The sequence below is a fragment of the Mycolicibacterium neworleansense genome, from assembly GCF_001245615.1.
Taxonomy (GTDB): Bacteria; Actinomycetota; Actinomycetes; order Mycobacteriales; family Mycobacteriaceae; genus Mycobacterium; species Mycobacterium neworleansense.
The window spans coordinates 786309-812298 of record NZ_CWKH01000003.1; the positions used below are offsets into that span (position 1 = coordinate 786309).

The following is a 25990-nucleotide window of genomic DNA, read 5'->3' on the forward strand; positions in this document are numbered from 1 at the left end:
TCGAGTAGGCAATTACTCTATTCGCGACGGCACCCACCCGGTTGAGATGGCAAATGAACTGCTGATCTCACGGGAGGACATCCGGTGCCCACAGAAATCTTCGCCAAAATCGGTGACATCAAAGGTGAATCGGTCGATTCCCGGCATCGGGACGAGATCGACGTGGTGTCGTTCTCGTGGGGTGTCGCCGCCGGCGGATCCCCGGCGGCGGGCGGCGGTGCCGGCGCGGGCAAGGCGACGTTTCAGGATCTGCTGATCGTCCACACCATCGACAGCGCCACGCCCGCGCTGCTGTCGGCCTGCGCCAGCGGGCGGCATCTGGCCCAAGCGACGATCAGCCACCGCAAGGCCGGTGAGAACCAGCAGGACTTCCTGACGGTGAAGCTCACCGATGTGACGATCAACGCCGTCACCCAGACCGGCCTGGAGGCCCAGCCCTACACCGAAACGGTGACCCTGCGGTATGCGAAGGTCGACCTGCACTACCGGCGGCGACGGCCCGACGGATCCTTGGACGAGGGCCAGCACTTCACTTTCGACGTGCGAACCAACCGGCCCGGATGACGAACGCGCTCAGCCCTTCTTGACCTTGAGCACCTGTTTGCGCAGACCCTCGGTGGCGGTTTCGACGCCGCCCTTCATGGTCCGCTTGAGAATGAAGCCCGGCAGCGGCACCGAAAGGTCGATCGTGATGTCGAACCGGACCTTGGTCTTGTCGCCGTCGGGAGTCAGGGTGTAGCTGGCGTCCTGGGCCTTGAGCTGGCCGGCACTCACCAGAGTCCAGCTGACCTTGTTCTCGCCCCAGGTGTATTCGATCACCTGCTCGTCGGTCAGGCCCGCGGCCTTGACGGTCATCTTGACCTGCTTGGGACGCCCGTCGTCGTAGCTCTCCAGGATCTCGGCCCGCTGGTACTGCGGCGACCAGGTGGGCGTCGCCTCCACATCGGCCACAACGTCGAGGATCTCCTGCGGGGTCGCCTCGATATGACTACTTCACGCGAATCGCTGGTTGCCATGCGGCGAGATTACTCGGGGCTACGCTGCAGGATATGAGCAATGCCGTCGATCCGACCGCTCGGCCCAGCGGACCCGGATGTGCCGAGTGCACCGCCGACGGAGGTTGGTGGGTGCATCTGCGGCGCTGCGCGGCCTGCGGGCACATCGGGTGCTGCGATGATTCGCCGGCCCGTCACGCGTCGGCGCACTGGCGTGAAAGCCGACACCCGATCATCCGCTCGTTCGAGCCGGGCGAGGACTGGTTCTGGAACTTCGAGACCAACGACTACTACGACGGGCCGGAGCTGGCGCCGCCACAGCATCATCCCGATGATCAGCCGGTGCCAGGACCGAAGGGGCGCGTGCCCAAGGATTGGGTCGAGCAGCTACGCAACCGCTAGTCGCCGAGCACGGCCTTGGCTGCGTTGTAACCCGGAATGAAGGTGATCCCCGGGCCACCGTGGCACCCGGCGCTGGCCAGATACAGCCCGTCGATGGGAATCGGTTGACCGACATACCCTTTCGGCCCCGGACGGTTGGGCCCCATCTGCTCGGGATGAATCAGGCCGTGGCAGTAGTCGCCGCCCGGCGCGCCGAACATGGTCCCCATGTGGCGCGGGGTGAACGTGGTGTGACGGAGGATCCGGCGCTCGAAATCCGGTGCCAACCTGGTGATCTTCTCGATCACGCGCCGGCCCATCTCGGCTTTCATCTCGCCGTACCCGGTGGCGGACTCCTCGACCGGGAACCACAACGCGAACGCCGAGGCCGCGTGTTTACCCGCCGGAGCCAGCGTCGGATCATGTGCTGACGGAATTTGGAAGGCGATCGCCGGATCGGCGGGCACGATCCCGTGGCGGGCATCCTGCCATTGCTGCTGCAGCTCCTCGGGAGTGCTGAAAAGGCCGATGGCGGCCTGCATCTCAGGGTCGTTGAGCATCTCGTAGGGAGCGTCGAAGGTGGGAGCACCGTCGAGGGCGAAGTGCATCTGCAAATAACTGCCGCGGTGATCGATGCGGGTGTACCGCTCACGCACCTCGACCGGCAACGCCTCGGGATCGATGAGCCCGGTGACCGTGGTGTCCGGAGCGATCGCCGACACCACGACGGGGGCGGTGATCGTCGCGCCGCCGGCCAGGCGGATCCCGGTGATCCGGCCGCCGTCGACCGATATCCGCTCGACGCTGCTGCGCAACCGCAGCTCGCCACCGGCGGCGGTGAACACCGACTGCAGATGTTCGGTCAGGGCGCCGATCCCGCCCGCGAGCTTCTTCATCAGCATGGCGTTCTCGTCGGGCACCGCCAGACCGTAGGCGAGGGCGGCCGCGCTGCCGGGCGTCTCGGGACCCCGGTAGGTGGTGTTGACCGCCAGGAACGCCAGCATGCCGCGCAGCGCGCCGTGTTTGTCCCGGTCCGGTAGATACCGGTCCAGGACATCGCTGACCGACCCGAACAACAGGTCATCGATCGCTGCGCGCTCGGATTCTGTTGCCGCGCAGGCATACATCTCATCGATAGTGCGGGGCGGGCGCCCGGCGTCGAACCGGCCCAGCGCCCGGGTGGGCGCCAGACTCCAGGCCATCAGTCCGGCCATCCCGGCCACCGCGTCGGCGCCGTGCACCTCACCGAGGTGGGCGAGCATCTTCATCGGGTCCGCGTAATAGACCACCGGCGGGTCGCCGATGCCGCGAAGGGATACCGACATGACCTCCAGGTCCACGGTCGGCAGGGTGTCCAGCCCGAGTTCGGTGCTGACCACCGCCGAGGTGGGGAACTGCAGCGAGCCGGCGATCTCGAACCGGTAGCCGTCGAACAGCTCGACGGTGGAGGCCATGCCACCGGCGTACCGCTTGGCCTCAAGGCAGAGGGTGCGCATTCCAGCACGCGCCAACAGGGCCGCAGCGGCCAGGCCGTTGTGCCCGGCGCCGATCACGATCGCGTCGTAGTCCGCCATCGACAGAGGCTGACACCGAGCCTGCAGTTTTGTCAATCATGACAAAACATCAATCAAGGCCGGTGCGTAGCGTCTCCAGCGCGGCCCGGCACATCCGCGCCAGTTCCGGCAGCGAACGCTCCCCCGCCTCGTCGCCGACCATCCACAGCTCCATGGCGCCGAACACCGCGGCCGCCACGCATCTGGCCGTCACCACGATCCGCAGCCGCTCATCCCCTTGCGGCACCCGCCCCCGGCGCGCCACGAGCAGCTCGGCCACCGCATCGGCGAAATCGGACTCGACCTGCCGGATGTGTCGCACGATCCGGTCGGGATCGAGCTCGACCGCACGCATGCCGGCGATCTTCGTCACGGCGTCGACGTCATACGGGAAGGCCAGGACCGCGGACTGCACCGAGTCGAGGATCGATTCTCCTGCCGGCCGCTCGGCCAGCGCGGCCCGAAACCAGTGCAGGCCCGCGTCGTAATCGGCGAACAGCAGATCGTGCTTGGACGTGAAGTGCCGGTAGAAGGTGCGCAGAGACACCCCGGCGTCAGCGGCGATCTGTTCGGCCGAGGTGTCCTCGACCCCCTGGGCCAGGAACCGCACCAATGCGGCCTGACGCAGCGCCTCGCGCGTGCGCTCACTGCGCGCGGTCTGCGCGGGTCTGACCATGGCAGTGAAATTACCGCACCACCGCCGATCCCCCACCGCACGAAATGTCAATATTGACAAAACTTGGATTCGAGAGTGTGCTCACGCCATGGTGTCGCTCATCGTTCATGCAGTGCTGGGCGTGGCCGTCGTCGCGCTCGTGATCCGTCTCAACCCACAAATCTTCTCCCGGCCACCCGGGCCGGCGTTGTCCCGCGTCGAGCTGGCCTACTACCTCGTCGGGCTCGCCTCGATCCCGATCTGCTGGTACTTCAACATGCGGTTCGTCGCGGATTACGCCCAGCCGGGCGGCAACCCGATCTGGGGCCCGGGAAGCTGGGCCGAGTTCATCTCACTCGGGTACACCAACCCGGCGGCCGGCTCGGCCAGTGCCGACTACACGATCGCCAATGTCATTCTGCTGCCGCTGTTCACGATCATCGACGGGCTGCGTCGCGGGATCCGGCACCCCTGGCTGTTCTTCGTGTCGAGCCTGTTCACCAGCTTCGCGTTCGCGTTCGCCTTCTACTTCGCCACACTCGAACGGCAGCGCCGCCACCAACAGGCGGCAGTCGCCATCAGCTGAGCGGCATCAGCATCGCGGTGCAGGCCAGCACCGCGTCCTCGGTGATCTCCCCGACCTGACCACCGCTCTCCACGGTGATCGCGGTCAGCTCACGCAACCCGCCGAGCATCATGATGGTGCGTCGCCGCGAGATGGACACCCCGGCAGAGCGGAACGCCTCGTTGTTCGTCATGGCCTGCACCATGCCGATGAAATGCTCCATCGACTCGCGCTGCAATGCCCGCGCCGCGGTACCCAGCGTCGGGAGATCGCGGATCCAGGCCAACATCAATTCGGGGTGGGCCTCATAGGAGGCGATCCATGCCTCGACCGCCTGGCGGACCTGAGCCTGCCAGGGCGCACTACGGTCGACCCCACGGGCCACCTCACGCACGTGCTTGGTGTTGACGCTGGTCAGCAGCGCGACAAAGCACTCCTCGCGGCTGGCGAAGTGCTCATAGAAGGTACGGCGCGACGTCTTGGCCCGCCGCACGATGTCGGCGACCGTGGTGTTCTGATAGCCGTCCTCGACGATCGATTCGATCATGGCGTCGAGCAGACGCGACCGGAACGCGCTCTTGTCGGCCTCAACCGACGTCGTGGGACTGTTCATCTCGGGCTGTCATGGTAGTGCCGGTCAGCGGCGCACGGTGGGGCTGTGCCCGACACTGGACCGCGAACCTGGGTGGGCGGCCGGCGGACGGTTCTGCCTGAAGCTTCGACAGACACCCAGATTGCCACCCACGCACGGCACCCCGTTGACCGTCGGCACGGGGCCACCGGACCGATTACCGGTCGGATCCAGGGCAGCCGGTTCCGCAGCGGCAGACGGCGCGAAGACCACCGCCAGTGCGCAGACACCGATCACCATCCGGCGCATACCGGCAGCGTAACGCCGTCCGTCAGCCGATCGGTGTCAATGGGCTGAGCACATCCCGCACGAACTGGGCGATGTTCACCGACGGATTGCCGTCCGGGAAGCTCACCGTGGCCAGCACATTGCCGCCGGCGTCGGCGAAGTTCTGGTCGGCGCGGCCCTGATGCGTCGACGAGGTCACCACGATGATGCCGGTCGCGCCCGCCTTCTTGGCCAGCGGAACGGAGAACTGCGCGTTCTGCACGGTGCTGTTCGCCCGGTCCTCGACGATGATCCGGCTGGCCGGAAGACCAAGCATGACAAGTAGATTGCGCATCTGCGCGGCCTCGGTCTGACCGTTCTGCGGGTTGCCACCGGTGACGATCACCGGTGCCTGTGGGAACGCCTGCGCGATGGCGAGGCCGGTCAGGGTGCGGTGATACAGGATGGCCCGCATCGAGCCGTCGGGCTTCAGCCCGTAGCCGAGGATGACGATGGCGGGCTTGGTGAAGTCCTTGCCTGCCACTGCCGGCGCGGCCTGTGCGGTCACCGGCGCGGCCGTCAGCGCGAAGGCACATGCCAGCGCGACGACGAGCATCCTCAGCCGGTTACCCAATCTCAGCCCCCGATCGCTGCGACAACTGTGAATGTCGTTGTCAATGAGGTTGATGTTACCGATCTGGCCAATGTGGCGTCGGAGTCCGCTGATCCGTTCCCGGACGATGGCACCGATTTTCCTCAGACAACGGCCACCAACTCCTCAGTGAGTCCTGTCCCGCACCGTGCACGCTGGCTGAAAGTTGTGACCGGTAAGGGAATTGACGCAGGCAGGGTGATCTCAACCGAATACCAGGAGGTGACTGCGATGCCGATCGAGGAGCTGATCGACAGGTACGCGACGGCAATGCCGGCGACGGCCTACGGATATCTGGCCGCGCTGGCCACGACCGTGATCTTCGCGGTGGTGTGGCGGATCGCGACGACGCCGCGTCGGCGTGCGGCCACCGAACCGATCAGCCCGACCGAGCTGGCGTTCCTCCGGTCCGACATCGCCCCGGTGGTGACCGCACTGGCGGGCCTGCGCGCCGCCGGGCGGATCACCGGCGACAGACGGGTGGACCACAGCGTGCGTAGCCCGGAGGCCGACCGGTTCACCACACAGGTGCTCGAACGGGTCGCCGCCGACACACAGCACACTGTGCCCGGCCTGTACGCCGCATCCGAGGATGACCTGGCCGTCTTGGAGGAGGAACTGAGCCGGCGGGGCCTGGTGCGAACCCGGGCCGAACGGGCCCGCATGCGTTGGGGCACGGCACCGTCGATCATCATGACGGCGATCGGTATCGCCTACGCCGTGTACCTGGCAACTCAGTTGTCTGATCGCCCCGAGGACGCGGTGCCCCTCGTGGCCGTGGTGATCGCCACCGTCCTGTACGGCGCAGTGGTGCTGCCACACCTGTTGGGGGTGAATCGGCTGACCCGCGCGGGCCGTCGTCTGCTGGCCGCCCGGCAGAACGAACTGGCCTACCTGGAGCCGGCGAAGCGACCCGCCTTCGACACCTACGGCCCGGCTGCGGTGGCGATGTCGGTGGCTCTGTTCGGTACCGGCGCCCTGTGGGCCGTGGACGCCGGCTACTCGACCTCGGTGCAACTGGCCGGGGACTCCTCCGGCGGATCCGACGGTGGCGGCTGCGGCGCCTCGTGTGGCGGCGACGGTGGTGGTGGCGGCGGCTGCGGTGGCTGTGGCGGGTGCGGAGGTTGCGGCGGATGAGCGCCTCGGACCGTACCGTGCCCGCGCTGGGCGATGTGGGCATCGGGTGGCGACGCGAGATCGCCGGCGTGGTTGCCGATCTGCGGCCCGGGTTCTGCGAGGTGATCGCCGAGTCGATGCCGATGCGTCGCCGTCGAGTCCACCCGGACCCGGCACTGGCGGAACTTGTCGCCCGCGGCGTCCCGGTCATCCCGCACGGTGTCGCACTCTCGCTGGGCGGTGCAGAACCCGTGCAGCCCAAGCGGGTCCGGCGGCTGGCGGCATGCGTACAGGCGCTCGGCGCTCCGCTGGTCAGCGAGCACATCGCCTTTGTCCGGGCCGGCGGGATCGAGGCCGGGCATCTGCTGCCGGTGCCCCGCACGCGGGAGGCACTCGACGTGCTGGCCGCCAACATCGGGCGCACCCGGCGCGAACTGCCGGTGCCACTGGCACTGGAGAACATCGCGTCGTTCGTGGAGTGGCCGGAGTCAGATCTGACCGAGTCGGAGTTCCTCACCGAGTTGGTGGAGCGCACCGGTGTGCTGCTCGTGCTCGACGTGGCCAACGTGTACGCCAATGCCCGCAACCGCGGCCGCGATCCGCTGCGGGAGTTGGCGCGGTTGCCGGTCGAGCAGGTGGCCTACAGCCACGTCGCGGGCGGCCGCGATGGCGAGGATTTCTACCATGACACCCACACGGAGCGGACGCCGGCGGAGGTGTTGGACCTGGTCACCGCGCTGCGGGAGCGGGTGGACACCCCGTTCATGCTGGAGCGTGACGGCCGGTTCCCGCCCGCCGCAGAGCTTTTCGACGAGCTCGACGCGATCGCCGCGGCGGCGGGAGCCGCGTCGATCACCCCCGACGCACGAAAGGTGTGGGCATGAGTGAGACGTTGGCTCAGCGGCAAGCCGCTCTGGTCCGCGCCCTGGTGGCCGGTGGCACGGTACCGCCGGGCTTGGATCCGGCCGCGGTGGCCGCGGCCGGCGAGGTGTGCCGCCACAAGCGGGATGCGCACGTCGACGCTGTCAGGCGGCGCCGGTGGTCGCCGGATTACCGGCGCCGCCTGACCCGCATGACACGATGGTCCGATGACTGAGTGGACGAGGGGCAGGCTTTTCCGCGCTTTGCGGGCAGCCGGGGCGGCCTCCATGGTGGGTTGTGCGTTGTTATTGGGCGCCGGTGCCGCACAAGCAGATCCGGCACCGTTCGAGCCGCCGAGGCTCGTCCCCGCCGACGGCTCGACCGTCGGTGTGGCCCAGCCGATCATCATCAACTTCCCCGGGCCGGTCGAGGACGCCGGTGCCACCGAGAACGCCATCCATGTCTCGTCGGTGCCGGAAGTTCCCGGCAAGTTCTACTGGATCACCCCGACGCAACTGCGTTGGCGTCCGCTGAGCTTCTGGCCCGCCCACACCTCGGTCACCGTCGATGCCGCGGGCACCGTGTCCAACTTCAACACCGGGGACACGCTGGTGGCCACGGCCAACGACACCACCCACCAACTGACCGTCACCCGCAACGGGACGGTGGAGAAAACCATCCCGATGTCGATGGGCATGGCATCCGGCGGCCACCAGACTCCGAACGGCACCTTCTACGTTCAGGAGAAGATGCCCTCGGTGGTGATGGATTCGTCGACCTATGGCGTCCCGGTCAACTCGCCCAACGGATACAAGTTGACGGTCGATCTGGCCGTCCGGTTCGACGACAGCGGCGACTTCGTCCACAGCGCTCCGTGGTCGGTTTCCGATCAGGGCAAGCGCAACGTCAGTCACGGCTGCATCAACATCAGCCCGGCCAACGCGAAGTGGTTCTTCGACAACTTCCGCCCCGGCGATCCCATCATCGTGCAGAACTCCACCGGCGGTACCTACACCCGCTACGACGGCTCCAACGATTGGCAGATCTAGACCTCGAGACCGCCGGAGTCGGTGGTGCCGTCGCGGGCGCTGCCGACTTCCGAGGTCTCTCGCCGGCGCCAGAGAGAAGGAAGGTCTTCAGCCGCAACGTGCGCGAGCTGCGCCTCCTATGTCTGGGCGGGTTAATCCCAGAACGGTGGGCGGCCTTGTTGAATCCACGTTTTCCAGGTTTGTTCCCAGGCTTGGGGGTCGATGCTGGGCAGGTTGGTGACGGAGAGGTTGGTCAGGTTGGGTGCGGTGAGCACGGGACGGGTGTCGGACAGGTTTTTGAGGTCGTCGATGATGAGGTCGGTTAGGTCGGTCAGCGCGCTCATGTCGGGGAGGTTGGTGACCTCGCGTAGGTGGTAGAGGTGTAGGTGGCGCAGGCTGGTGACTTGGGAGACGGGGCTGAGGTCGGACAATGCTCCAACTTTGAAGAACGACAGTTTCTCCACCTGGGTGTCGGCCAGGGCGCTGATGTCGGTGATGCTGCCGCGGTTCATGTAGAAGGTGCGCAAGCCGGCCGGTAGGAAGTCGAGGCCGGGGAGTTTGCGGGCGTATCCCAGGCTCAAGGTGGTCAGGTTAGGCAGCGTTTTGAGGGTGTCGAGGTCGCGGACTTGGCCGTCGAGCATCAGATAGTCGAGCCCGGCGAGTTCCCCGATCGGCGCGGCTGATAGCCGTGCCGGGCTTTTGAAGATCTGCAGCCATGTGCAGGCCTTCAGGTGTTGCAGTCCGTCAAGGGATTTCAGATAGAACAGATTGCAGGCGAATCGCTGCAGGCTCGGGAAGAACCGCAGAAACTCCAGATCGGTGATCGGGCGCTCAACGAATGAGCGGGAACTCCACTCTGGCGTTTCAAGCTGTGACACATAGACTTTTTTGTCGGGATAATCAGTGATGAATTCGGCGACTGTGCGGAAGTCGTCGTCGGTGAGGGGCTCATCGATCGCAACCCCTGGCGACTCCGGCGACAATGGCGCCAGCATCTCAGCCGTGAGCGGCGAGGAGACGTCGCGGTAGCTTTCCGTGCTGTCTGGACGATGCTCGTTGCCCACCCGGGCTCCCTTCGACTGATGCACTCGTGGTCCGTCCTCGTAGCGTCGGCGGGCCTGGGGCCAAGATAACCCCGAGGCCTCACGACTCGCTTGTATCGGGCGTTACGCCACCGATTGCGCGCTACTTCGGTTTGTTATGGTGCTTTTTGCTTTTTTTGTTTTTCTTCTTCTTTTTGTCTTTCTTCTTTTTCTTGTCAGCCTTTTTCTTGCCGTCCTTCTTTTTTCCACTGTCACGGGATTTGCCGGTGGCCGACGCCGTCTCTTGGGCTCGGTCGTTACGTGCTGCGGCTTGCGGACGAAGATTGGGTGAGTGGATCACACCGTCCGGCGGCTCACCGTGCTGTCGGACGTACTGCTGAATTATCCTTCTCGAGTCTCGGCCGACATCTTCTTGGACGGCTGCCCATTCTTCGGGCGATTTGTCGCTCTTGCCGGCGGGGCCGTTGCATCGAGCACAGAGAATCTTGGTGTCTTCACCGTTCCTACCGCCGGTGCCGCCCTGCGATTTCGGTTGGGTGTCGTGGTCGAACTGAGCACGGTTCGGCGGAATCTTGTCTCCCCGTACTGTCTTGCCTTCCTGGCGGTAGACCCGTTGGGCGCAGTGCGGATTTTCGCAGCGCAGGTTACCGTCGGGGCTCTTGGATACCCGGTCGGCGGTGACCTGGTCCTTGGTTTTCGGCGCGATGTCCTTGCCGGTGGTATCGGGTTTTGGCTTAGCGGCGTCGGGAACCGGAAGGTCGGGGCCGGCTGGGCAGTTGTGGACCAGGACTGGGGCGGCTGGGGTGGTGACGTAGAAGGTGTGGGTGGTCTCGATGGTGAGGTCCCACATGTCAGCGTCACCGGCCACCGGGGTGGTCATCTCGACCTGTGCGACAACACCGTTGGGTGTGTAGAGGGCGTCGCCGGGCTGGAGGTCTTGGGCATCGGTCCAGCCGGGCCCATACGCCTGGGTGGGTGTCGTGGTGGCCGCGAGAGCACTGGCCGTGTTGTGGAGGCGGGTGGGGCTGTAGAACGGGTGGCCGCTGGTGGTGTTGATGACCGCAGAAACACCGGCAGTGTTGGTGATGGCCAGGTCGAGCAGGTCGGTGTCGTGGTTGACCAGCACCGCCTGCACAGTCTGCGGTCCGGACCGACCCGAGAAGGGGTCGGTGGACCACACCAGGTCACCGACGCCGAGTTGGCTGATGGATCGACTGGTCCCATCGGCGAGCAGTACCTGCGTGTCCGGGGTGAACGACTGCCCCGCACACGGGATCTCAGCGGGCTTGGCCGCGGGCGGGGCATTGGGCGATTTTGGCGAAACCCCTGGTGTCACTGGCGGTTTCGCGGTGCCGGCAGCTGCTACTTGATCGGCCAACTGGGCGGGTGGGGTGGGTGCGGTCTTGGCGACGTCCACGACATCGTCGGCGTGCTTGGCCAGTTGTTCGACGGCCAGCTCGGCGCCTTCCTTGACGACCTTTTTGGCCGCGCCCTGCGGGGTGACCATCGATGCGGCGCCCAGCACGTCCGAGGCGATACCGAGGGCTTGGTTGTCGGGCAGTGCGGCCGCGGCGATGTCCACGGCGGCACTGGAGATGTTGACGGTGGCCGAGGCGATCATGGCCGCACCTGCCGGGCCACCGACACCGGTCACCGCCAACGCGACACCGCCCACCAGCATGGCCGATTCCAGCGGGTTCTCCTTGACGAACCCGCCCACGGCTTTCGCCCCCGAGACGGTGGCCGAGGCGGCGGTCTTGGCCATCGACATCCCGGTGTCAGCCAGTGAGCTGACGGTATCGGTAAACGAGTCAAGGAATCCTTGGGGCAGCGGTGCGCCGCCGGCACCACCCAGGTGCAGCGGCGGATCGACATAGACCGGCCACATGGTGTCGGGGCGGGGGTCGATGACCTCGGCCAACACATACAGCTGCGGGGCCAGCTGCTTGACCACATACGAACTCGGGACGAGTTTCCCGGTGGCGTCGCGGGTTTCGGCCGGAGAGAACATGCCGATCGTTTCGGCGGCTGGGGTCGCCCGATTGATGGTCAGATAGCCGTTGGTGTGGGCCAACATCACGGTGTCGGCCGGAGTCCGCACGAAGGTGGTCACCATCCGCGGCCCGGCCGGATCACCGATCCGGGCCACCGTGCGGATGCCGGTGGCGGTGTTCTCAGCCAACATGTCGAAGCCGGCACCGGCATTCGGATACACGACCTGTCCACCCGGAGTGTGCTCGGCAGCTCCCAAACCACCCGGCAGCACGATCTGCACCGGACCGGCCGCTGTCTGCGAGGTCAGGCCGGCCACCGGCTGATCAGGTAAACCCGCGCGGCGCCGCTCGGGCGACACTTTCAGATCCGAGCCGACCGCCGATTCGGTGAACGCGCCGACCGCGGCCTCGGCGAACCCCTGCGCCGCTGACACCGTCCGCATCACCTGATCGGCCTGCCGCGACGGTGCCGGTGCGATCAGGTGCAGGCCGCCGACGGTGACCGCCACCGCGCACAGCACCGCCAGCCAGCGCACCGGCCACCTCAACCATATGATTTGCTGATGCTCGTGCAGGAAGTTTCCTGCGCCCAGTCTGCGGCGTCGGTGTCCATGCATTCGATCCCCCGATCAGCAACGAACACGCAACGGTAGCCAGCTACGTGTTATCCGATGGCACGGACTGTAAGCAACGCGATCAACAAACGTCAACTACCTCGAGTAATAAAGCACAAACGTCGGTCGATCTCCGCATCCTCTTCCCTCCTAGCAAATATCTATCCGCCCTCCGTCAGCTACCAGTCTTTGGCCCCCGAGCCAATCCTCAGATAGTTGCTCACGGCGTCGGTTTGATGTTGCTCACATTGATGCGCACTGGCGGTCCGGCCCCAGCGGGGAGTCGATCGCCACCGCCCGGCCGGAGCCAATCTCGGCCTTCCGGGGCGATTCCCAGCGGGTCTGTTGCGCGGCGCCCAGCTGGGAACTCAGGGTGTCTTCGGCGGCACTAATTCCTCACCACCGCGGCGCCGAACGACGTCGCACGCTTCGACGACAACACCGGCGCGTACACGCTCGAACGCGACCGATGCTCCGAATCCCGTTTCCGCCCAGTGAAACAAGGATCCCGGCTTCACCTTGCGCACCTACGCGCACAGTACGAACGATGCTCTCGCCGACGCGGCGGCCATGATCGGCTCGATCACGACCGGGAGGAAAAAGAACAGCGAAGTGACTGAGCAGACGCGAGGTGGGATGACACAGATCCAGATACAGAAAAACCCACCGTCGCCAGTGGGTTCTCTCAGTGGCCAGGGCCGGGATCGAACCGGCGACCTTCCGCTTTTCAGGCGGACGCTCGTACCAACTGAGCTACCTGGCCGGAAGGCACCGGCTCTTGCAAACCGAACTGCCTCGCCGTGATGGCGACCCTGACGGGACTCGAACCCGCGACCTCCGCCGTGACAGGGCGGCGCGCTAACCAACTGCGCCACAGGGCCTTGCTTTCCTGCGTTGCTCCGCGTTGCCGCGTTGCGTACCCCCAACGGGATTCGAACCCGTGCTACCGCCGTGAAAGGGCGGCGTCCTAGGCCACTAGACGATGGGGGCCTAATCCGAATCTCTCCGGGGTGTTCACAACGTGTCCGTTGGGAGCTTCGATAGCTTAGGGTACGGATGCCCAAATCTTCAAACCCGGTGGTCGCAACACTAATTTCTCCCATCTTGTACCCTGTCTTCTCGCGCCCCTATAGCTCAGTTGGTAGAGCTACGGACTTTTAATCCGCAGGTCGTAGGTTCGAGCCCTACTGGGGGCACCAGACACCCGCCGCAAGGCGGGTCAGGTGCGGTTATGCACTGCCCCGTCTACGCGCTCCGCGCGGTCGCAATCTCGTCGGCCAGCGGCGCGATCGCGGCGATTATCTGACCAACGAGGATCTCGGGCACTCCCGCCTCGGCCAGGCTGTCGCCCAGGTGGCCGGCCACGAGGTTGAAATGGTGCATGGTGATGCCGCGGCCCTGATGGACCTGCCGCATGGGTGCACCGCTGTACGCGACGGGTCCGCCCAACGCGGCGGCGAAGAATTCCACCTGCCTACCCTTGAGCCGGGCCATGTTGGTTCCCGCGAAGAAGGCGGACAGCTGCTCGTCGGCCAGCACCCGCCGGTAGAAGTCGTCCACGACGGTCTCGAGTGCCTCGGCCCCACCGATCTGGTCATAGATGGTCGTCATGGCCTCAGCATCGAGGCACACGGTTGCCCCGCAATTACCCCGGCGTAGCCGCTCCGCTACAACGCACTCACAGCGTTTTGGCGCGGTGCCGCCGGACGGCGTCGCGGTTGGCGCAGTTGTGGGTGCAGTATCTCTGGGTCCCGGGCCGGCTGAAATCGACGAAGGCGTTGGCACATTCGGCCAACGCGCACCGGCGAATCCTGTGCATGCCCCGGTCGGTGAGGTACTGCGCGGCGGCGGCGCTGGTCGCACCGGCCAGAGTGGCGGTGAACCCGGCGTCGGGGTCGCGGTAGTGCAGATGCCAGCCACTACCGTCGTGGTCGGTGATCGACGGTTTGGCCGTGTGCCGGGACAGCATCTGGTTGAGCAGCCGAACCCTTTCGTGCTCGGTTGGCGCATCGACGACAGCCGCCCACTGGCGCAGGAACTTTCGCAGTTGTTCCAGATCCTCGCCGGTGGCCGGACTTTGCGCGGGCATACCCCGTGAGGTCCACCGATCTTCCAGGTCGGCGGCGGTGGTTACAGGCCGGTTGAGCAAGTCGGTCACGTTCTGCAGCAGCGGCTCGACGTAAGGGTTTACACGCACAAGCGCATTACATCAGCCTGGCACCGTGACGTCCATACCCCAGCTGTCAGACTCCGCTCAGCCTGTCGCGGCCATCAGCCCACGAACCGATTGGCGTCCGCTGCTGGCGTGCTGCGCGGCGACGTTCCTGCTGCTGGCCTACACCACCGTCGTGACCGTCAGTGTGGCGGGAATCGCCGACGATCTCGGTGCCGGTTTCGCTGTCGCGCAATGGATCATCGATGTCTACACGCTCGTGCTCGCCGCCCTGGTGCTGGCCATGGGAACCCTCGGGGACCGACTGGGTCACCGGCGGCTGTTCCTGATCGGACTCGCAGCATTGGCCGCGGCCTCGGTGGCCTGCGCCCTCGCCGGTTCGGGCGCCTTGCTGGTCGGGGCCCGTGCCGCCCAGGGAGTCGGTGGGGCAGCGCTCTTCGCCACTGCCGTGCCGCTGTTGACGCAGTGCTATGCCGGTCGCGCCCGCGCGGTGTCGTTCGCGGTGTGGGGTGCCTGCGCGGGCGCCGGTAGCACCGTGGGCACCATCGCCGGCGGAGCGGTCATCGAGTTCGTGGGCTGGCGCTGGCTGTTCGTCGGGGCGCTGCCGGTGTGCCTCATCGCCTTGGTCGCCGGATTCATCTCACTCCCCCGCGAATCCCACAGAGGCGGGCCGATCGATTTGGCGGGCACATTGCTCATCACCACGGCGATGACCGGAGTCACCTTCGCGATGATCAACGCCGGAGAACACGGGTGGGCATCGGTCGGCACCATCTCGGGCGTCCTGGTGGGGCTCGGTTCGGCGGCGGCGTTCGTTCCGAGCCAGCGCCGCGCTGCGCATCCAGTGCTGCCCGCCGGCCTGTTTGCCACTCGAGGATTCACCGCCGTGCTCATCGCCGGGTTCTCCTACTACTTCGCCGCATTCGCGGCGCTGCCGGTGTTGTCCCGGTGGTTGCAGACCACCGAGGCCATGCGCCCGTTGCAGGCCGCCCTCGTCCTGACCATCCAACTCGTGGCGTTCATCGCGGTAACGCTGCTGTTCAGTGCCCGGCTGCACGATGCGCCGCGCAGCTGGGTCCTGGGCGGGGGCACGGTCCTCACCGGTCTGGCATGCCTGTCCGGTGCCGCCCTGGCAGCTCGTCCGGAGTGGACGACGCTGATCGCCGCGCTGGCGATCACCGGCATCGGCGCGGGCATCGTGTCGCCTGTGCTGCCCGCGGTCGGGGCCATCGCCACGTTCAGCGACCGCGATGACACCGCGGTCTTGGCTTGCGAGTCCCACGCCCCATCGGGATCGCGTTGTGCGGCACCCTCGCCCAGCCACCCCACCCCGGGGCGGACATTTCCACATCCGGCCTGGTCGCGGCTCTCGTCACCGCCGGGGGCGTCGCACTCTGCGGCGGAACGCTCAGCATCGCCCTGCTCCGCTCCGCCGAAGTCACATGAATCGCCGTCATACGAATAAGCCACGTGCCCGCGCGCCGTCGGGAGCGCCCCTTTATCGTTGATGGCCACGGGTCGGCAGCCGAATGAAGGAGTCACCGATGTTCTCCCGGGGCGTGAAAACTCGAGTCTTCGCGACCGCGGTCGGCGTTGTCGCGCTGACGGCGTCATTCGGGGTCTCGCCGGCACACGCGGACGCCCAGGACGACCAGTTCTTCGCCATCGTCAACGATCTGAAAATTCCCACCACCTCCGCCGAAGAGGCCGGCACGGTCGGCCGCGGCGTCTGTGACGCGCTCACGAAAGGCAGGATCGAGCCCGCGCGCACGGTGCGGGGAGTCATCAGCCAGCTGATGAATCAGGCGGGCATCGACAAGCATCAGGCGGCGAACCTGGTGCGGGGTGCGGTCAAGGTCTACTGCCCGCAGAACGCCCCGCTCGTCGGCCGCTGAGGCCCTACGAGCGAGGGCTCTGACGCCAGGCGCTAAACCTTGGGGCAGTAGTGCATCCCGTTGTCGCGGTGCTCGATCGGCGGCAGATTGCGCGCCGGCGTGTGCACCAAGGGAGCGTCGGCCGGGATCCGTCCCTTGGCCCGGTCCCATGCGCTGCGGGCCCGTGGATGCATGCGCCGCCGGACCGGCACCAGTTTGAACACCTTGCCGATCACCTTGCCCAGCAATCGATGAATCCTCTCGTCGCGCTCGGACCAGGTGTATCCCATCAGCTCTCGCACTGCCGGGTGGTAGAGGCCGACGGTGAACCAGACGAACATCGGGTGCACCAGATACTTGCGCTGCACCGCCCACATCCAGTCGGGCATCTTCGCCGCGAACGGCGGCTTCGGCAGCTCGCTGAGGTCCAGCACGTCGCGGGCCGCCTGGTTGTTCTCTAACACGTTGCGGCACATGTGTTCCCAATAGACCTGGAAGTCCTCCCAGGTTTCCGGCACGGGCCGCATGCTCATCCCGTACATCGAGTACCACTGCTTGTGCTCCTCGAACAGCTGGCGCTTGTCAGCTTCGGAGATCCCGCCCGCGAGCCGTTCCGCCACGATGATCGTGCCGACGAAGAATGTCGAGTGCGCCCAGTAGAAGACCTCGGGATTCAACGCGTGGTAGCGGCGCCCCTGAGCATCGATCCCTTTGATGTCGACGTGGTAGTCGCGCACCTCGGCGCCGGTCTGTGGCGCGCGGTCTCCGTCGAACACCACGCCACCGATGGGGTACAGCGAGCGCAACAGCCGGGGCCAACGCTCCTGGAAGAAGATCGAGTGCTCCATCACGGCCGCTCCGAGCTGCGGGTGCATGTTCTGCATCGATCCGGCCCACGGCCCCTGGAGCATGCCCCGCCAATCGCCGAAGTACTTCCAGGTCAGCGATTCCGGCCCGAGCGGGATCGGCGGTGCGTCGTACCCGCCCGGCCCCACCGGACAACCTGCCGCCACCGGAGCGGATCCGCTGGTCACGGGGCATGTCTCAGAAGTATCTTGTGTCACAGGTGCGCTTTCTGCCGGCAAGACGATGGTCCTGTTTCAAAAAGTGACTACATATGTTGTCACGAGAGCTTAGGAGTAGATGTGCCATCCGGTCAACGACGCGGCCGATGGTCGGGGGTTCCGCTACCGGAACGCACGGCCCGTCGCCGCGACGATCTGATCGCCGCAGGCGTCACATTGCTGGGCAAAGCCGACGGCCCGGCCCTGACCGTGCGCGCGGTGTGCCGCGCGGCCGAACTCACCGAGCGGTACTTCTATGAGAGCTTCAGCGACCGGGACGCCTTCGTCCGGGCGGTCTACGACGACGTGTGCGCGCGGGCGATGGCGGCGCTGACCACCGCCGTCACCCCTCGCGACGCGGTGGAGCGATTCGTCGCGCTCATGGTCGACGACCCGACCCGCGGCCGCGTGCTGCTGCTGGCCCCCGAATCCGAACCGGTGCTGACGCGCTCAGGCGCGGAGTGGATGCCCGACTTCATCGGCCTGTTGCAACGCAAACTCACCCGCATCGCCGACCCGGTGCGTCAGGCCATGGTGGCCACCAGCCTGATCGGGGCCCTGACGGCGTTGTTCACCGCCTATCTCGACGACAGGCTGCCGGCCAGCCGCGAACAGTTCATCGACTACTGCGTCGACATGCTGCTCGGGCGGGTCGGCAGTTTCTGAACAGTCTCCGGCACCTATTCGTCAGGGGTGCTGGCCTCGGCGATCCCCTCCTGCTCGGCCTGGGCCGCCTCGTCGGCCGCCTGCTTGGCCTCGCGGCCGGCCGGGCTGGCCACCGACGCACCCGGATGTTCTTCGGTGGCGTGGTCGCCGTCGCAGTTGAGCGCCACCTGGGTCACGTCTTCTCTGTACTCGTAGTAGGTGTCGGAGGTCTGCGGCACCAGTTGCCGGACAGTCCAGGCGTTGGTGACGATGCACTCATCGCGCGGCAACCGGCTACCCACGGTCACCGCCACATGCGCGGTGCCGCCACCGTCCTCGATTGCGGTGACGGCATCGCTGTATGTCTGCCCCACGACATCCGGCGCAGCGCCGGCGGTCCCGGCCCCCACAACCGCGAAGGCGAACCCCGCCGCCGACGCACCGATGACACTTCCGAACCCGATCGCGATCTTCATCTGGCCCGACCTTCCCCGTCCGGTGATCTCTCCCGGAGAGGTGGGGTGCCAGCGTTTGTCGCCCGCGCTCGTCAGCAGCCCCTCGTTCCGCGGCAGGTGCCGCGAAAAACTCTTTGGGAGCTGACGTCAATTTTAAGCGGACAGGAGGCTCACATCGAGCAATTAAGCCCGGCTTGATGGCTACTCGTCGGGCGTACTGGCCTCGGCGAGCTCTTCCTCCTCGGCCGCGGCGGCCTCGTCAGCGGCCTTCTTTGCCTCGCGTCCTGCCGGGCTGGCGACCGACGCACCCGGATGAGTGGCCGAGGCATACCCGCCGTCGCAGTTGAGGGAGAGCATCACCTCATCCTCGGCATGGGTGTACTCGTCGCCGGCGTCGCGCACGAACGGGGCGTCCCAGGCGTGGGTCACCACACAGTCATCCTGCGACAACTTGCCACCCACGGTCACCGCGACCTTGGCGGTACCACCCTCGTCCTCGATCGCCGAAGAGGCGTCTCCGTATGTCTCCCCGACGACATCAGGGGCGGCAGCCGCCACGCCGGCTCCCGACAGGCCGACGGCAGCGAAAGCCGCCACCCCGGCCCCGAACATCGCGAGTTTCTTCATGAGCGTTCGACCCCTCACGGTCATCTCGGACTGCAACATCAGTCCGCGAGATTACCGAGCGGTGAACGAAAAGCGGTGGCGCAGAAGGGAACTATATGTGAACGCTACGTGTCGTCGAGCTGACCGAAGATGCGCCCTACTCGTCGGGCGTGCTGACCTGTTCGAGCTGCTCTTGCTCGGCAGCTGCGGCCTCCGCCTCGGCCTGAGCCTCGGCCTCGGCCTCGTCGGCGGCGGCCTTGGCCTGCCGGCCGGCCGGGCTGGCGACCGAGGCACCCGGGTGATTGGCGGTCGCGTGGTCACCGTCGCAGTTCAACGCGACCATGACCTCGCTGTCGGCATGTCCGAAAGAGCCGCCGCTGTCACGCACGAACGGGGCGTCCCACGCGTTGGTGACGATGCACTCATCCTGGGACAGCTTGCCGCCCACCGTGACCGCCACCTTGGCGCTGGCGCCGCTATCCTCGATCGCGCTCGCGGCGTCCGAGTACGTTTGGCCGACGACGTCAGGCGCGGCGGCCGCGACACCGGCACCGAACAGCAGGGACAACGCCGCTCCGGTGGTAACTGCAGCAGCTCCGGCACCAACGACAAGCTTCTTCACGTGTGCCCAACCTCCGAACGTGGGTATCCGACAGATGTTCCCGCGGATCCTACAGTCGCCGCGGGCGTGACGCAGGGCTCATGAAAGTCCCGGCGGGGCAACTTGATGTCACTGGTTTACACAGATATATTGACTGCAACCAACAGGTACAGATAACTAGCGTCGCCACGGACGCGAGAGGGTGAGGGCATATGTCGCAGGAATACACCGACCTGCAGCTCCTGCACGAACTCGAGCCTGTCGTTGAGACGAGCATCAATCGGCACATGCGGATGCGCAAGGACTGGAACCCGCACGACTTCATCCCCTGGTCGGACGGCAAGAACTACTACGCACTCGGCGGCCAGGATTGGGATCCCGAGCAGTCGAAACTGTCCGAGGTCGCCAAGACCGCGATGGTGCAGAACCTGCTCACCGAGGACAACCTGCCCTCGTATCACCGCGAGATCGCGATGAACATGGGCATGGACGGCGCCTGGGGCAACTGGGTCAACCGCTGGACCGCCGAGGAGAACCGCCACGGCATCGCCCTGCGTGACTACCTCGTCGTGACCCGCGCCGTCGATCCCGTCGAGCTGGAAGAGCTGCGCGTCGAGCAGGTCACCCGCGGCTTCTCTCCCGGCCAGAACCAGCAGGGCGACCTGTTTGCCGAGAGCCTGTTCGACTCGGTGATGTACGTGTCGTTCCAGGAGCTCGCCACCCGCGTGAGCCACCGCAACACCGGCAAGGCCTGCGACGACCCGATCGCCGATCAGCTGCTGCAGCGCATCTCCGCCGACGAGAACCTGCACATGATCTTCTACCGGGACGTCTCGGCGGCCGGCCTGGACATCGCCCCCAACCAGGGCATGGCCTCGCTGCACCGCGTGCTGGACAACTTCAAGATGCCCGGATACACCGTGCCCGATTTCCGCCGTAAGGCCGTCGTCATCGCCGTGGGCGGCGTCTACGACCCGCGTATCCACCTGGACGACGTGGTGATGCCCGTCCTGCGCAAGTGGCGCATCTTCGAGCGTGAGGACTTCACCGGCGAGGGCGCACGTCTGCGCGACGACCTCGGCCGCATCGTCGAAGAGCTCGAGGACGCCTGCGACAAGTTCGAGGTCGCCAAGGAGCGTCGCCTGGAGCGCGAGCGCAAGGTGGCCGAGAAGAAGGCCATGAAGAACCTGCTGGTGTCGTCATCGTCCTCGTAAGCACCCCTGTCGAATCGGCCCGATCCCAACTGCGGATCGGGCCGTTCGCGTTGCCCAGTCCCGTCGTCCTGGCCCCCATGGCCGGGGTGACCAATGTGGCGTTCCGCACACTGTGCCGCGAGCTCGAGATCGCCCGCGCCGGGACGGTCAGCGGGCTGTACGTGTGCGAGATGGTCACCGCGCGCGCCCTGGTCGAGCGCCATCCGGTGACCATGCACATGACGACCTTCGCGCCCGACGAGTCGCCGCGGTCGTTGCAGCTCTACACCGTGGACCCGGAAACGACGTACCGCGCGGCCAAGATGATCGCCGACGAGGGCATGGCCGACCACATCGACATGAACTTCGGTTGCCCGGTACCCAAGGTCACCAAGCGTGGCGGCGGATCGGCGCTGCCCTACAAGCGGCGCCTGTTCGGCCAGATCGTGGCCGCCGCGGTGCGCGGGGTCGAAGGCACCGACATTCCGGTGACGGTGAAGTTCCGGATCGGCATCGACGACGCCCACCACACTCACCTTGACGCCGGACGGATCGCCGAACAGGAGGGCGCGGCAGCCGTCGCGCTGCATGCGCGCACCGCCGCGCAGCGCTATTCCGGCACCGCCGACTGGGACCAGATCGCCGCGCTGAAGGCCCATGTCACGAGCATTCCGGTGCTCGGCAACGGCGACATCTTCGAGGCCGACGACGCACTGGCCATGATGGCCGCCACCGGCTGTGACGGCGTGGTGATCGGCCGCGGTTGCCTGGGCCGCCCATGGCTGTTCGCCGAGCTCTCGGCGGCCTTCACCGGACGCCCGGCCGCCACCCCGCCGAACCTGGGCGAGGTGGCCGACATTGTCCGCCGCCACGGCGAGTTGCTCAGCGAGCACTTCGGCGAGGACAAGGGCATGCGCGACATCCGCAAGCACGTGGCCTGGTACCTGCATGGCTTCCCCGCAGGCGCCGACCTGCGGCGCGGGCTGGCCCTGGTCAAGACCCGGGCCGAACTCGACGACCTGCTCGGCCAGCTCGACGGCGACGCCCCGTTCCCGCCCGCGGCCACCGGCCCACGGGGCCGGCAGGGCTCGGCCGCCTCGGTGTCCCTGCCCGAAGGATGGCTCGACGATCCCGACGACTGCGCGGTGCCGGTCGGGGCCGATGTGATGAATTCCGGAGGCTGACCTGCAGTCGGACCGAGATGACATCGAGACGGCTCTGTCACCGGGTTGGGTCTAGCTCAGTCTCAGGGTGTCTCAGTACGATGAAAACCTTGCCGCGGCGGGCTCAAGTAGCCAGTCCGGCACAGTGCTGCTAGAAGAGATGAGGAGAAAAACCTCAGCAGCACCCAGACCACACTGCGGATAGATGCGCACCGACGCGCACGCGCGAGTTCGAAGAGTCGGAGGCCGGTAAGGACATGAGTGACGGTGATAACGCCACTCCCGGCCGTCGGCACCGCTCGCCGGAGGATTCGTCGGACAACCAATGGATTACCCGATCCCGGCAGCCTTTGCCAGGCGCCGCGCCGTGGGAACGCCAGGATGCGTCACTACCCGATGATTCGCCCGCCGATGAGCCCACCGGCAGTCATGCCGACGGGGTAACTGTCGCCGATCTGATCGCCAAGGTCGCCGGGACCGGGTTCACCCCGAGGCGTCACCGGCTGGAGCCCGACGAGCCCGATGAGCTCGATCAGCTGGAGCCCGAGGCAGAAACAGAACCCGAGCCTGAACCTGAGCCGGAGCCCGTTTACGAGTGGGAACCCGAACCTGAACCCGAACCGGAGCCGATTTACGACTGGGAACCCGAACCCGAACCGGAACCGGAGCCTGAACCCGAGCCCGCGTACGCACCGGCCTACGTTCGCCCGCCGGTGCCCGATCCGACCGATGTGATCGAAGCCGTGCGGATCGACCCAGAGGCCGATGAACCGCAGGATGCGCTCGACGCAGAGGAATTCCCGGAGCCGTTCGAAGAGCCGTTCGTCGAGAAACCGTTCGAGGACTCGCTGGATCACCGCGAGATCGAGACCGAGAACACCGACACCGACGTACTGCCGGCCGTGGCGGTCTACGACTACGACGCTCCCCAGGACCGTCCGGCGTGGCGGGTGCGCCCGACCCCGCCGGACGAGCACGACCCCGACGAGACCACCGTCATGGAGGCAGTACGGCCGCCGCTGAACCGCCGGGTGATTCTCGCCGGCCGCGCCGCGGCCGCGATGCTCGCGGTGCTGACCCTGGTACTGACCGGTGGCGCCTGGCAGTGGCAGTCCTCGAAGAACAACAGTCTCAACAAGGTCGCCGCGCTCGACCTGAATTCGCGCGACATCCTGGATCCCAACGCCCAGTTCGGCGATGAGAACTTCCTGATCATCGGTACCGACAGCCGGTTCGGCGAGAACGGCGGCATGGGTGCCGGCGGCACCGAGGACGCCGGCGGCGCCCGCTCCGACACCATCATGCTGGTGAACATCCCGGCCAACCGGGAACGCGTCGTCGCCGTATCTTTCCCGCGCGACCTGTCGATCACGCCGATGAAGTGCGAACCGTGGAACGCCGAAACCGCGACGTACGGCCCGCTGTACGACGAGGAGACCGAAACCTACGGTCCGGACGAGGTGTACACCGAGACCAAGCTGAACTCCGCCTTCGCCTTCGGCGGCCCGAAGTGTCTGGTGAAGGTGATCCAGAAGCTGTCCGGCCTGTCCATCAACCGGTTCATGGCCGTCGACTTCGCCGGGTTCTCGAAGATGGTCGACGCCCTCGGCGGCATCGAGGTGTGCAGCACCACCCCGCTCGAGGACTACGAGCTGGGCACGGTCCTGCCGAACGCCGGACGTCAGACGATCGACGGCCACACCGCGCTCAATTACGTGCGGGCCCGCCAGGTCACCACCGAGTACAACGGGGACTACGGCCGCATCAAACGCCAGCAGCTGTTCCTCTCCTCGCTGCTGCGCACCCTGATCTCTCGCGACACCTTCTTCTCGCTGAACAAGCTGAACAACGTCGTCAACATGTTCATCAGCGACAGCTTCGTCGACAACATCAAGACCAAGGACCTGGTCGATCTCGGCCAGTCGGTCCAGGGCGTCAACGCCGGCCGGATCACCTTCGTCACGGTGCCCACCGTCGGGTACGCCGACGAATACGGCAACGAGGTCCCGCGCACCGACGACATGCGGGCCCTGTTCGACGCGATCATCAACGACGACCCGCTACCCGGTGAGAAGAACCCGGACAACACCCCGGTGCCCGGCACGCCGGAATCGACGACCTCATCCGTGCAGGCCGCGGCCCCGTCGGAGACGCCGCAGTCGACCGAGCCGGCGCCCGCACCAGCGGCGACCGACAGCGGCGAGATGGTCAACGCCGTCACCACCGAACCCCAGCAGGTCACGGTCCAGGTGTCGAACTCGACCGGCCAGAGTGGCCTGGCCTCCACCGCCGCCACCGAGCTGCAGGAACACGGCTTCAACGTCAACACCCCGGACGACTACCCGAGCACGCTCCCGGCGACCACTGTGTTCTTCTCCCCCGGTAACGAGGAGGCGGCCGCGACGGTGGCCAGCTCGTTCACCAACCCGACCATCGAACGCGTCTCGGGCATGGGCGACGTCGTGCAGGTGGTGCTTGGCTCCGACTTCAATTCGGTGAGCCCGCCGACCCCGAGCGGGTCCGAGGTCCAGGTGCACGTGCTGAAGGGAAGCTCCACCACCCCGACGCACCTTCCCGAGGATCTGACCGTCACCAACGCCGCCGACACGACCTGCGAATAGTCCGGCGATCCGAGCGGACGGCATTCACCGTTCGTTCATCGTTGCATCGTGACGACCAGGCGGTTGACCGCCTAATCTTGCAGCATGCGTACCCAATACCATGAACAGTTGCATTCACTGACGGACCAGCTCGGACAGATGTGCGAGCTGGCGGGTACCGCAATGGAGCTGGCCACCCAGGCACTCCTGCAGGCCGATCTCGCGCTGGCCGAGCAGGTCATCAGCGATCACGACCAGATGACCGCGCTGAGCACTCAGGCCGAGGAGTCTGCGTTCGTCTTGCTCGCGTTGCAGGCGCCCGTGGCCGGTGATCTGCGCTCGGTGGTGGGTTCCATCCAGATCGTCGCCGATGTGGACCGGATGGGCGCCCTGGCACTGCACGTGGCCAAGATCGCCCGCCGTCGCCACCCCCAGCACGCGCTGCCGGAGGAGGTCAACGGCTACTTCGCCGAGATGGGCCGTGTCGCGGTCGAATTGGGGCACGCCGCGCGTGAGGTGCTGCTCACGCAGGATCCGGAGAAGGCCGCGCGGATCCAGGAGGAAGACGATGCGATGGATGACCTGCATCGCCACCTGTTCTCGGTGTTGATGGACCGGGAGTGGAAGCACGGCGTGACCGCCGCCGTCGACGTGACGTTGCTGAGCCGCTTCTACGAGCGTTTCGCCGACCATGCCGTCGAGGTGGCGCGGCGGGTGATCTTCCAGGTCACCGGCTCCTACCCGGCGGACGGGGATTCGGTTTCCTCCAAGCAGTGACTCAGGGCCGGTCGGCGGGCGGCACCAGACGGACCCCGTCCTTGTGCGCCCCGGCCAGGTCCTCGAGCACCTTGACCAGCACCTGCAGGTCCGCGCCGGTGTAGCGCAGCAGGAAATCGCGGGTGCCACGATCCATCTCCTCGTGCAGCTGCCGGTGCACGTCGGCGACGAGTTCTCCGTCACCGGTCAGGCCGAGCTCGATCTCCTTGCGGTTACCGGGCACCGGGGTGCGGGCCACCAGGCCGGCCTCGACCAACCGCTGTACATGTTTGGACACCGTGCCCTTGAGCCGGCCCGAGCGGGCCGCCAGCCCGACGACGCTGACCGGACCTTCGGCGAGCTCGGCCAGCAGGTGCAGGGACGACGTCGGCAGCGTCCGCACCACCTGCCGCAGGCGCTGCGGGCATCTGGCAGCCATGAAATCGCGTTCGGCGTCGCCGTCCCCGTCGTTCCCGAGCCGATCCGACACCGTGGTCATGAGCCCGGCGATGGCCTCGATCAGCTCGAGTTTGGTTTTCACGGAAACCATCTTGCCACTCCGGGG

28 protein-coding genes, 4 tRNA genes and 1 pseudogene are annotated in these 25990 nt (G+C 66.5%); 15 read left to right on the forward strand and 18 right to left on the reverse strand.

The window, feature by feature from the left end; translation table 11 throughout:
- Positions 1–84: 84 nt before the first annotated feature.
- Positions 85–564 carry an Hcp family type VI secretion system effector gene (locus BN2156_RS28375; protein ID WP_090518255.1) on the forward strand — a complete coding sequence of 160 codons (480 nt, stop codon included), beginning with the start codon at positions 85–87 and terminating at the stop codon, positions 562–564.
- A 9-nt stretch (positions 565–573) separates the two neighbouring features.
- Here the strand turns inward: BN2156_RS28375 and BN2156_RS28380 are convergent.
- Positions 574–1016, reverse strand: a pseudogene (locus tag BN2156_RS28380) (SRPBCC family protein).
- Positions 1017–1049: 33 nt separating this feature from the next.
- Between BN2156_RS28380 and BN2156_RS28385 the strand changes: the two are divergent.
- A complete protein-coding gene (locus BN2156_RS28385; RefSeq protein ID WP_090518256.1) occupies positions 1050–1397 on the forward strand; it encodes a UBP-type zinc finger domain-containing protein in 348 nt (115 codons plus the stop codon).
- Here the strand turns inward: BN2156_RS28385 and BN2156_RS28390 are convergent.
- Together BN2156_RS28390 and BN2156_RS28395 are read right to left on the reverse strand one after the other, a co-directional pair.
- A complete protein-coding gene (locus BN2156_RS28390; RefSeq protein WP_090518257.1) occupies positions 1394–2950 on the reverse strand; it encodes a phytoene desaturase family protein in 1557 nt (518 codons plus the stop codon). The two genes, BN2156_RS28385 and BN2156_RS28390, sit on opposite strands and share 4 nt — an antisense overlap.
- A gap of 49 nt (positions 2951–2999) precedes the next feature.
- Positions 3000–3605, reverse strand: a complete 606-nt coding sequence (locus BN2156_RS28395; RefSeq protein ID WP_090518258.1) for a TetR/AcrR family transcriptional regulator — start codon at positions 3603–3605, stop codon at positions 3000–3002.
- 88 nt (positions 3606–3693) lie between these two features.
- Here BN2156_RS28395 and BN2156_RS28400 point away from each other — a divergent pair, with 88 nt between their 5' ends.
- Positions 3694–4170, forward strand: coding sequence for a DUF2834 domain-containing protein (locus tag BN2156_RS28400; protein WP_090518259.1), 477 nt, complete (start codon positions 3694–3696; stop codon positions 4168–4170).
- Here the strand turns inward: BN2156_RS28400 and BN2156_RS28405 are convergent.
- Genes BN2156_RS28405 through BN2156_RS28415 form a run of 3 tightly spaced genes read right to left on the reverse strand, consistent with a single transcriptional unit; the run spans position 4163 to position 5603 of the window.
- The gene (locus BN2156_RS28405) at positions 4163–4762 is read right to left on the reverse strand and encodes a TetR/AcrR family transcriptional regulator (RefSeq protein ID WP_090518260.1); all 600 of its coding nucleotides are present in this window, start codon (positions 4760–4762) and stop codon (positions 4163–4165) included. The genes BN2156_RS28400 and BN2156_RS28405 overlap by 8 nt on opposite strands.
- A 24-nt stretch (positions 4763–4786) precedes the next feature.
- Positions 4787–5029, reverse strand: coding sequence for a hypothetical protein (locus BN2156_RS28410; RefSeq protein ID WP_090518261.1), 243 nt, complete (start codon positions 5027–5029; stop codon positions 4787–4789).
- A gap of 22 nt (positions 5030–5051) precedes the next feature.
- Positions 5052–5603 carry a YdcF family protein gene (locus tag BN2156_RS28415; protein ID WP_090518262.1) on the reverse strand — a complete coding sequence of 184 codons (552 nt, stop codon included), beginning with the start codon at positions 5601–5603 and terminating at the stop codon, positions 5052–5054.
- Between the two features lie 234 nt (positions 5604–5837).
- On the opposite strand from BN2156_RS28415, the gene BN2156_RS28420 reads away from it, so the two are divergent.
- Genes BN2156_RS28420 through BN2156_RS28435 form a run of 4 tightly spaced genes read left to right on the forward strand, consistent with a single transcriptional unit; the run spans position 5838 to position 8665 of the window.
- Positions 5838–6776: a TIGR04222 domain-containing membrane protein gene (locus BN2156_RS28420; RefSeq protein ID WP_235625528.1), complete on the forward strand. Its 939-nt coding sequence runs from the start codon at positions 5838–5840 to the stop codon at positions 6774–6776.
- The gene (locus BN2156_RS28425; RefSeq protein ID WP_090518623.1) at positions 6773–7639 is read left to right on the forward strand and encodes an MbnB/TglH/ChrH family RiPP precursor modification enzyme; all 867 of its coding nucleotides are present in this window, start codon (positions 6773–6775) and stop codon (positions 7637–7639) included. The genes BN2156_RS28420 and BN2156_RS28425 overlap by 4 nt, the downstream gene beginning before the upstream one ends.
- Positions 7636–7851 carry an SCO6045 C-terminal-like domain-containing protein gene (locus BN2156_RS30820; protein ID WP_162490951.1) on the forward strand — a complete coding sequence of 72 codons (216 nt, stop codon included), beginning with the start codon at positions 7636–7638 and terminating at the stop codon, positions 7849–7851. Before BN2156_RS28425 ends, BN2156_RS30820 begins: the two co-directional genes overlap by 4 nt.
- Positions 7844–8665, forward strand: coding sequence for a L,D-transpeptidase (locus BN2156_RS28435; protein WP_090518263.1), 822 nt, complete (start codon positions 7844–7846; stop codon positions 8663–8665). The genes BN2156_RS30820 and BN2156_RS28435 overlap by 8 nt, the downstream gene beginning before the upstream one ends.
- 131 nt (positions 8666–8796) lie before the next feature.
- Here the strand turns inward: BN2156_RS28435 and BN2156_RS28440 are convergent, their stop codons facing one another.
- The 5 genes from BN2156_RS28440 to BN2156_RS28460 all read right to left on the reverse strand — a co-directional run bounded on the left by BN2156_RS28440 (position 8797) and on the right by BN2156_RS28460 (position 13285).
- Complete coding sequence (locus tag BN2156_RS28440) at positions 8797–9708, reverse strand: leucine-rich repeat domain-containing protein (protein WP_090518264.1); 912 nt, start codon at positions 9706–9708, stop codon at positions 8797–8799.
- 121 nt (positions 9709–9829) lie between these two features.
- Positions 9830–12217 carry a polymorphic toxin-type HINT domain-containing protein gene (locus BN2156_RS30825; protein ID WP_090518265.1) on the reverse strand — a complete coding sequence of 796 codons (2388 nt, stop codon included), beginning with the start codon at positions 12215–12217 and terminating at the stop codon, positions 9830–9832.
- A 767-nt stretch (positions 12218–12984) separates the two neighbouring features.
- Positions 12985–13058 (reverse strand) — tRNA-Phe (locus BN2156_RS28450).
- Positions 13059–13099: 41 nt separating this feature from the next.
- Positions 13100–13176 (reverse strand) — tRNA-Asp (locus tag BN2156_RS28455).
- 36 nt (positions 13177–13212) lie between these two features.
- A tRNA-Glu gene (locus BN2156_RS28460) sits at positions 13213–13285 on the reverse strand.
- Between the two features lie 133 nt (positions 13286–13418).
- Here BN2156_RS28460 and BN2156_RS28465 point away from each other — a divergent pair.
- A tRNA-Lys gene (locus BN2156_RS28465) sits at positions 13419–13494 on the forward strand.
- 46 nt (positions 13495–13540) lie between these two features.
- On the opposite strand, the gene BN2156_RS28470 is transcribed toward BN2156_RS28465, so the two are convergent.
- The gene (locus tag BN2156_RS28470; RefSeq protein WP_090518266.1) at positions 13541–13906 is read right to left on the reverse strand and encodes a group I truncated hemoglobin; all 366 of its coding nucleotides are present in this window, start codon (positions 13904–13906) and stop codon (positions 13541–13543) included.
- A 67-nt stretch (positions 13907–13973) separates the two neighbouring features.
- On the reverse strand, positions 13974–14492 hold the full coding sequence (locus BN2156_RS28475; protein WP_235625529.1) for a CGNR zinc finger domain-containing protein: 519 nt from the start codon (positions 14490–14492) through the stop codon (positions 13974–13976).
- 25 nt (positions 14493–14517) lie between these two features.
- Between BN2156_RS28475 and BN2156_RS31565 the strand changes: the two genes are divergently transcribed.
- Positions 14518–15933: an MFS transporter gene (locus tag BN2156_RS31565; protein ID WP_090518267.1), complete on the forward strand. Its 1416-nt coding sequence runs from the start codon at positions 14518–14520 to the stop codon at positions 15931–15933.
- A 79-nt stretch (positions 15934–16012) separates the two neighbouring features.
- Positions 16013–16363, forward strand: a complete 351-nt coding sequence (locus BN2156_RS28485; RefSeq protein WP_090518626.1) for a DUF732 domain-containing protein — start codon at positions 16013–16015, stop codon at positions 16361–16363.
- A 32-nt stretch (positions 16364–16395) separates the two neighbouring features.
- On the opposite strand, the gene BN2156_RS28490 is transcribed toward BN2156_RS28485, so the two are convergent.
- Positions 16396–17406, reverse strand: coding sequence for an oxygenase MpaB family protein (locus tag BN2156_RS28490; protein ID WP_090518268.1), 1011 nt, complete (start codon positions 17404–17406; stop codon positions 16396–16398).
- 81 nt (positions 17407–17487) lie between these two features.
- On the opposite strand from BN2156_RS28490, the gene BN2156_RS28495 reads away from it, so the two are divergent.
- Positions 17488–18072: a TetR/AcrR family transcriptional regulator gene (locus tag BN2156_RS28495; protein ID WP_090518269.1), complete on the forward strand. Its 585-nt coding sequence runs from the start codon at positions 17488–17490 to the stop codon at positions 18070–18072.
- A 14-nt stretch (positions 18073–18086) separates the two neighbouring features.
- On the opposite strand, the gene BN2156_RS28500 is transcribed toward BN2156_RS28495, so the two are convergent.
- The 3 genes from BN2156_RS28500 to BN2156_RS28510 all read right to left on the reverse strand — a co-directional run bounded on the left by BN2156_RS28500 (position 18087) and on the right by BN2156_RS28510 (position 19734).
- Complete coding sequence (locus BN2156_RS28500) at positions 18087–18527, reverse strand: hypothetical protein (protein ID WP_090518270.1); 441 nt, start codon at positions 18525–18527, stop codon at positions 18087–18089.
- 180 nt (positions 18528–18707) lie between these two features.
- Positions 18708–19133 (reverse strand): hypothetical protein, encoded by a 426-nt coding sequence (locus BN2156_RS28505; RefSeq protein WP_090518627.1) that lies wholly within the window; start codon positions 19131–19133, stop codon positions 18708–18710.
- A 136-nt stretch (positions 19134–19269) separates the two neighbouring features.
- Positions 19270–19734 (reverse strand): hypothetical protein, encoded by a 465-nt coding sequence (locus BN2156_RS28510; RefSeq protein WP_162490992.1) that lies wholly within the window; start codon positions 19732–19734, stop codon positions 19270–19272.
- A 191-nt stretch (positions 19735–19925) separates the two neighbouring features.
- Between BN2156_RS28510 and BN2156_RS28515 the strand changes: the two genes are divergently transcribed.
- The 4 genes from BN2156_RS28515 to phoU all read left to right on the forward strand — a co-directional run bounded on the left by BN2156_RS28515 (position 19926) and on the right by phoU (position 25446).
- Positions 19926–20927 carry an acyl-ACP desaturase gene (locus BN2156_RS28515; protein WP_090518272.1) on the forward strand — a complete coding sequence of 334 codons (1002 nt, stop codon included), beginning with the start codon at positions 19926–19928 and terminating at the stop codon, positions 20925–20927.
- Positions 20928–20956: 29 nt separating this feature from the next.
- On the forward strand, positions 20957–22090 hold the full coding sequence (dusB, locus tag BN2156_RS28520) for a tRNA dihydrouridine synthase DusB (protein ID WP_090518273.1): 1134 nt from the start codon (positions 20957–20959) through the stop codon (positions 22088–22090).
- 236 nt (positions 22091–22326) lie between these two features.
- Positions 22327–24690 (forward strand): LCP family protein, encoded by a 2364-nt coding sequence (locus BN2156_RS28525; protein ID WP_235625530.1) that lies wholly within the window; start codon positions 22327–22329, stop codon positions 24688–24690.
- Between the two features lie 84 nt (positions 24691–24774).
- The gene (gene phoU, locus BN2156_RS28530) at positions 24775–25446 is read left to right on the forward strand and encodes a phosphate signaling complex protein PhoU (RefSeq protein ID WP_090518275.1); all 672 of its coding nucleotides are present in this window, start codon (positions 24775–24777) and stop codon (positions 25444–25446) included.
- Position 25447: 1 nt separating this feature from the next.
- Here the strand turns inward: phoU and BN2156_RS28535 are convergent, their stop codons facing one another.
- Positions 25448–25966: a MarR family winged helix-turn-helix transcriptional regulator gene (locus tag BN2156_RS28535; RefSeq protein ID WP_162490993.1), complete on the reverse strand. Its 519-nt coding sequence runs from the start codon at positions 25964–25966 to the stop codon at positions 25448–25450.
- Between the last annotated feature and the right edge of the window lie 24 nt (positions 25967–25990).

What these genes read in the sequence shown, in the direction of transcription:
- BN2156_RS28385 (WP_090518256.1), top strand. Translation starts at nt 1,050, where the DNA reads ATGAGCAATGCCGTCGATCCGACCGCTCGGCCCAGCGGACCCGGATGT.
- BN2156_RS28390 (WP_090518257.1), bottom strand. Translation starts at nt 2,950, where the DNA reads ATGGCGGACTACGACGCGATCGTGATCGGCGCCGGGCACAACGGCCTG.
- BN2156_RS28395 (WP_090518258.1), bottom strand. Translation starts at nt 3,605, where the DNA reads ATGGTCAGACCCGCGCAGACCGCGCGCAGTGAGCGCACGCGCGAGGCG.
- BN2156_RS28400 (WP_090518259.1), top strand. Translation starts at nt 3,694, where the DNA reads ATGGTGTCGCTCATCGTTCATGCAGTGCTGGGCGTGGCCGTCGTCGCG.
- BN2156_RS28405 (WP_090518260.1), bottom strand. Translation starts at nt 4,762, where the DNA reads ATGAACAGTCCCACGACGTCGGTTGAGGCCGACAAGAGCGCGTTCCGG.
- BN2156_RS28410 (WP_090518261.1), bottom strand. Translation starts at nt 5,029, where the DNA reads ATGCGCCGGATGGTGATCGGTGTCTGCGCACTGGCGGTGGTCTTCGCG.
- BN2156_RS28415 (WP_090518262.1), bottom strand. Translation starts at nt 5,603, where the DNA reads ATGCTCGTCGTCGCGCTGGCATGTGCCTTCGCGCTGACGGCCGCGCCG.
- BN2156_RS28425 (WP_090518623.1), top strand. Translation starts at nt 6,773, where the DNA reads ATGAGCGCCTCGGACCGTACCGTGCCCGCGCTGGGCGATGTGGGCATC.
- BN2156_RS30820 (WP_162490951.1), top strand. Translation starts at nt 7,636, where the DNA reads ATGAGTGAGACGTTGGCTCAGCGGCAAGCCGCTCTGGTCCGCGCCCTG.
- BN2156_RS28435 (WP_090518263.1), top strand. Translation starts at nt 7,844, where the DNA reads ATGACTGAGTGGACGAGGGGCAGGCTTTTCCGCGCTTTGCGGGCAGCC.
- BN2156_RS28470 (WP_090518266.1), bottom strand. Translation starts at nt 13,906, where the DNA reads ATGACGACCATCTATGACCAGATCGGTGGGGCCGAGGCACTCGAGACC.
- BN2156_RS28485 (WP_090518626.1), top strand. Translation starts at nt 16,013, where the DNA reads ATGTTCTCCCGGGGCGTGAAAACTCGAGTCTTCGCGACCGCGGTCGGC.
- BN2156_RS28500 (WP_090518270.1), bottom strand. Translation starts at nt 18,527, where the DNA reads ATGAAGATCGCGATCGGGTTCGGAAGTGTCATCGGTGCGTCGGCGGCG.
- BN2156_RS28505 (WP_090518627.1), bottom strand. Translation starts at nt 19,133, where the DNA reads ATGAAGAAACTCGCGATGTTCGGGGCCGGGGTGGCGGCTTTCGCTGCC.
- BN2156_RS28515 (WP_090518272.1), top strand. Translation starts at nt 19,926, where the DNA reads ATGTCGCAGGAATACACCGACCTGCAGCTCCTGCACGAACTCGAGCCT.
- BN2156_RS28525 (WP_235625530.1), top strand. Translation starts at nt 22,327, where the DNA reads ATGAGTGACGGTGATAACGCCACTCCCGGCCGTCGGCACCGCTCGCCG.
- phoU (WP_090518275.1), top strand. Translation starts at nt 24,775, where the DNA reads ATGCGTACCCAATACCATGAACAGTTGCATTCACTGACGGACCAGCTC.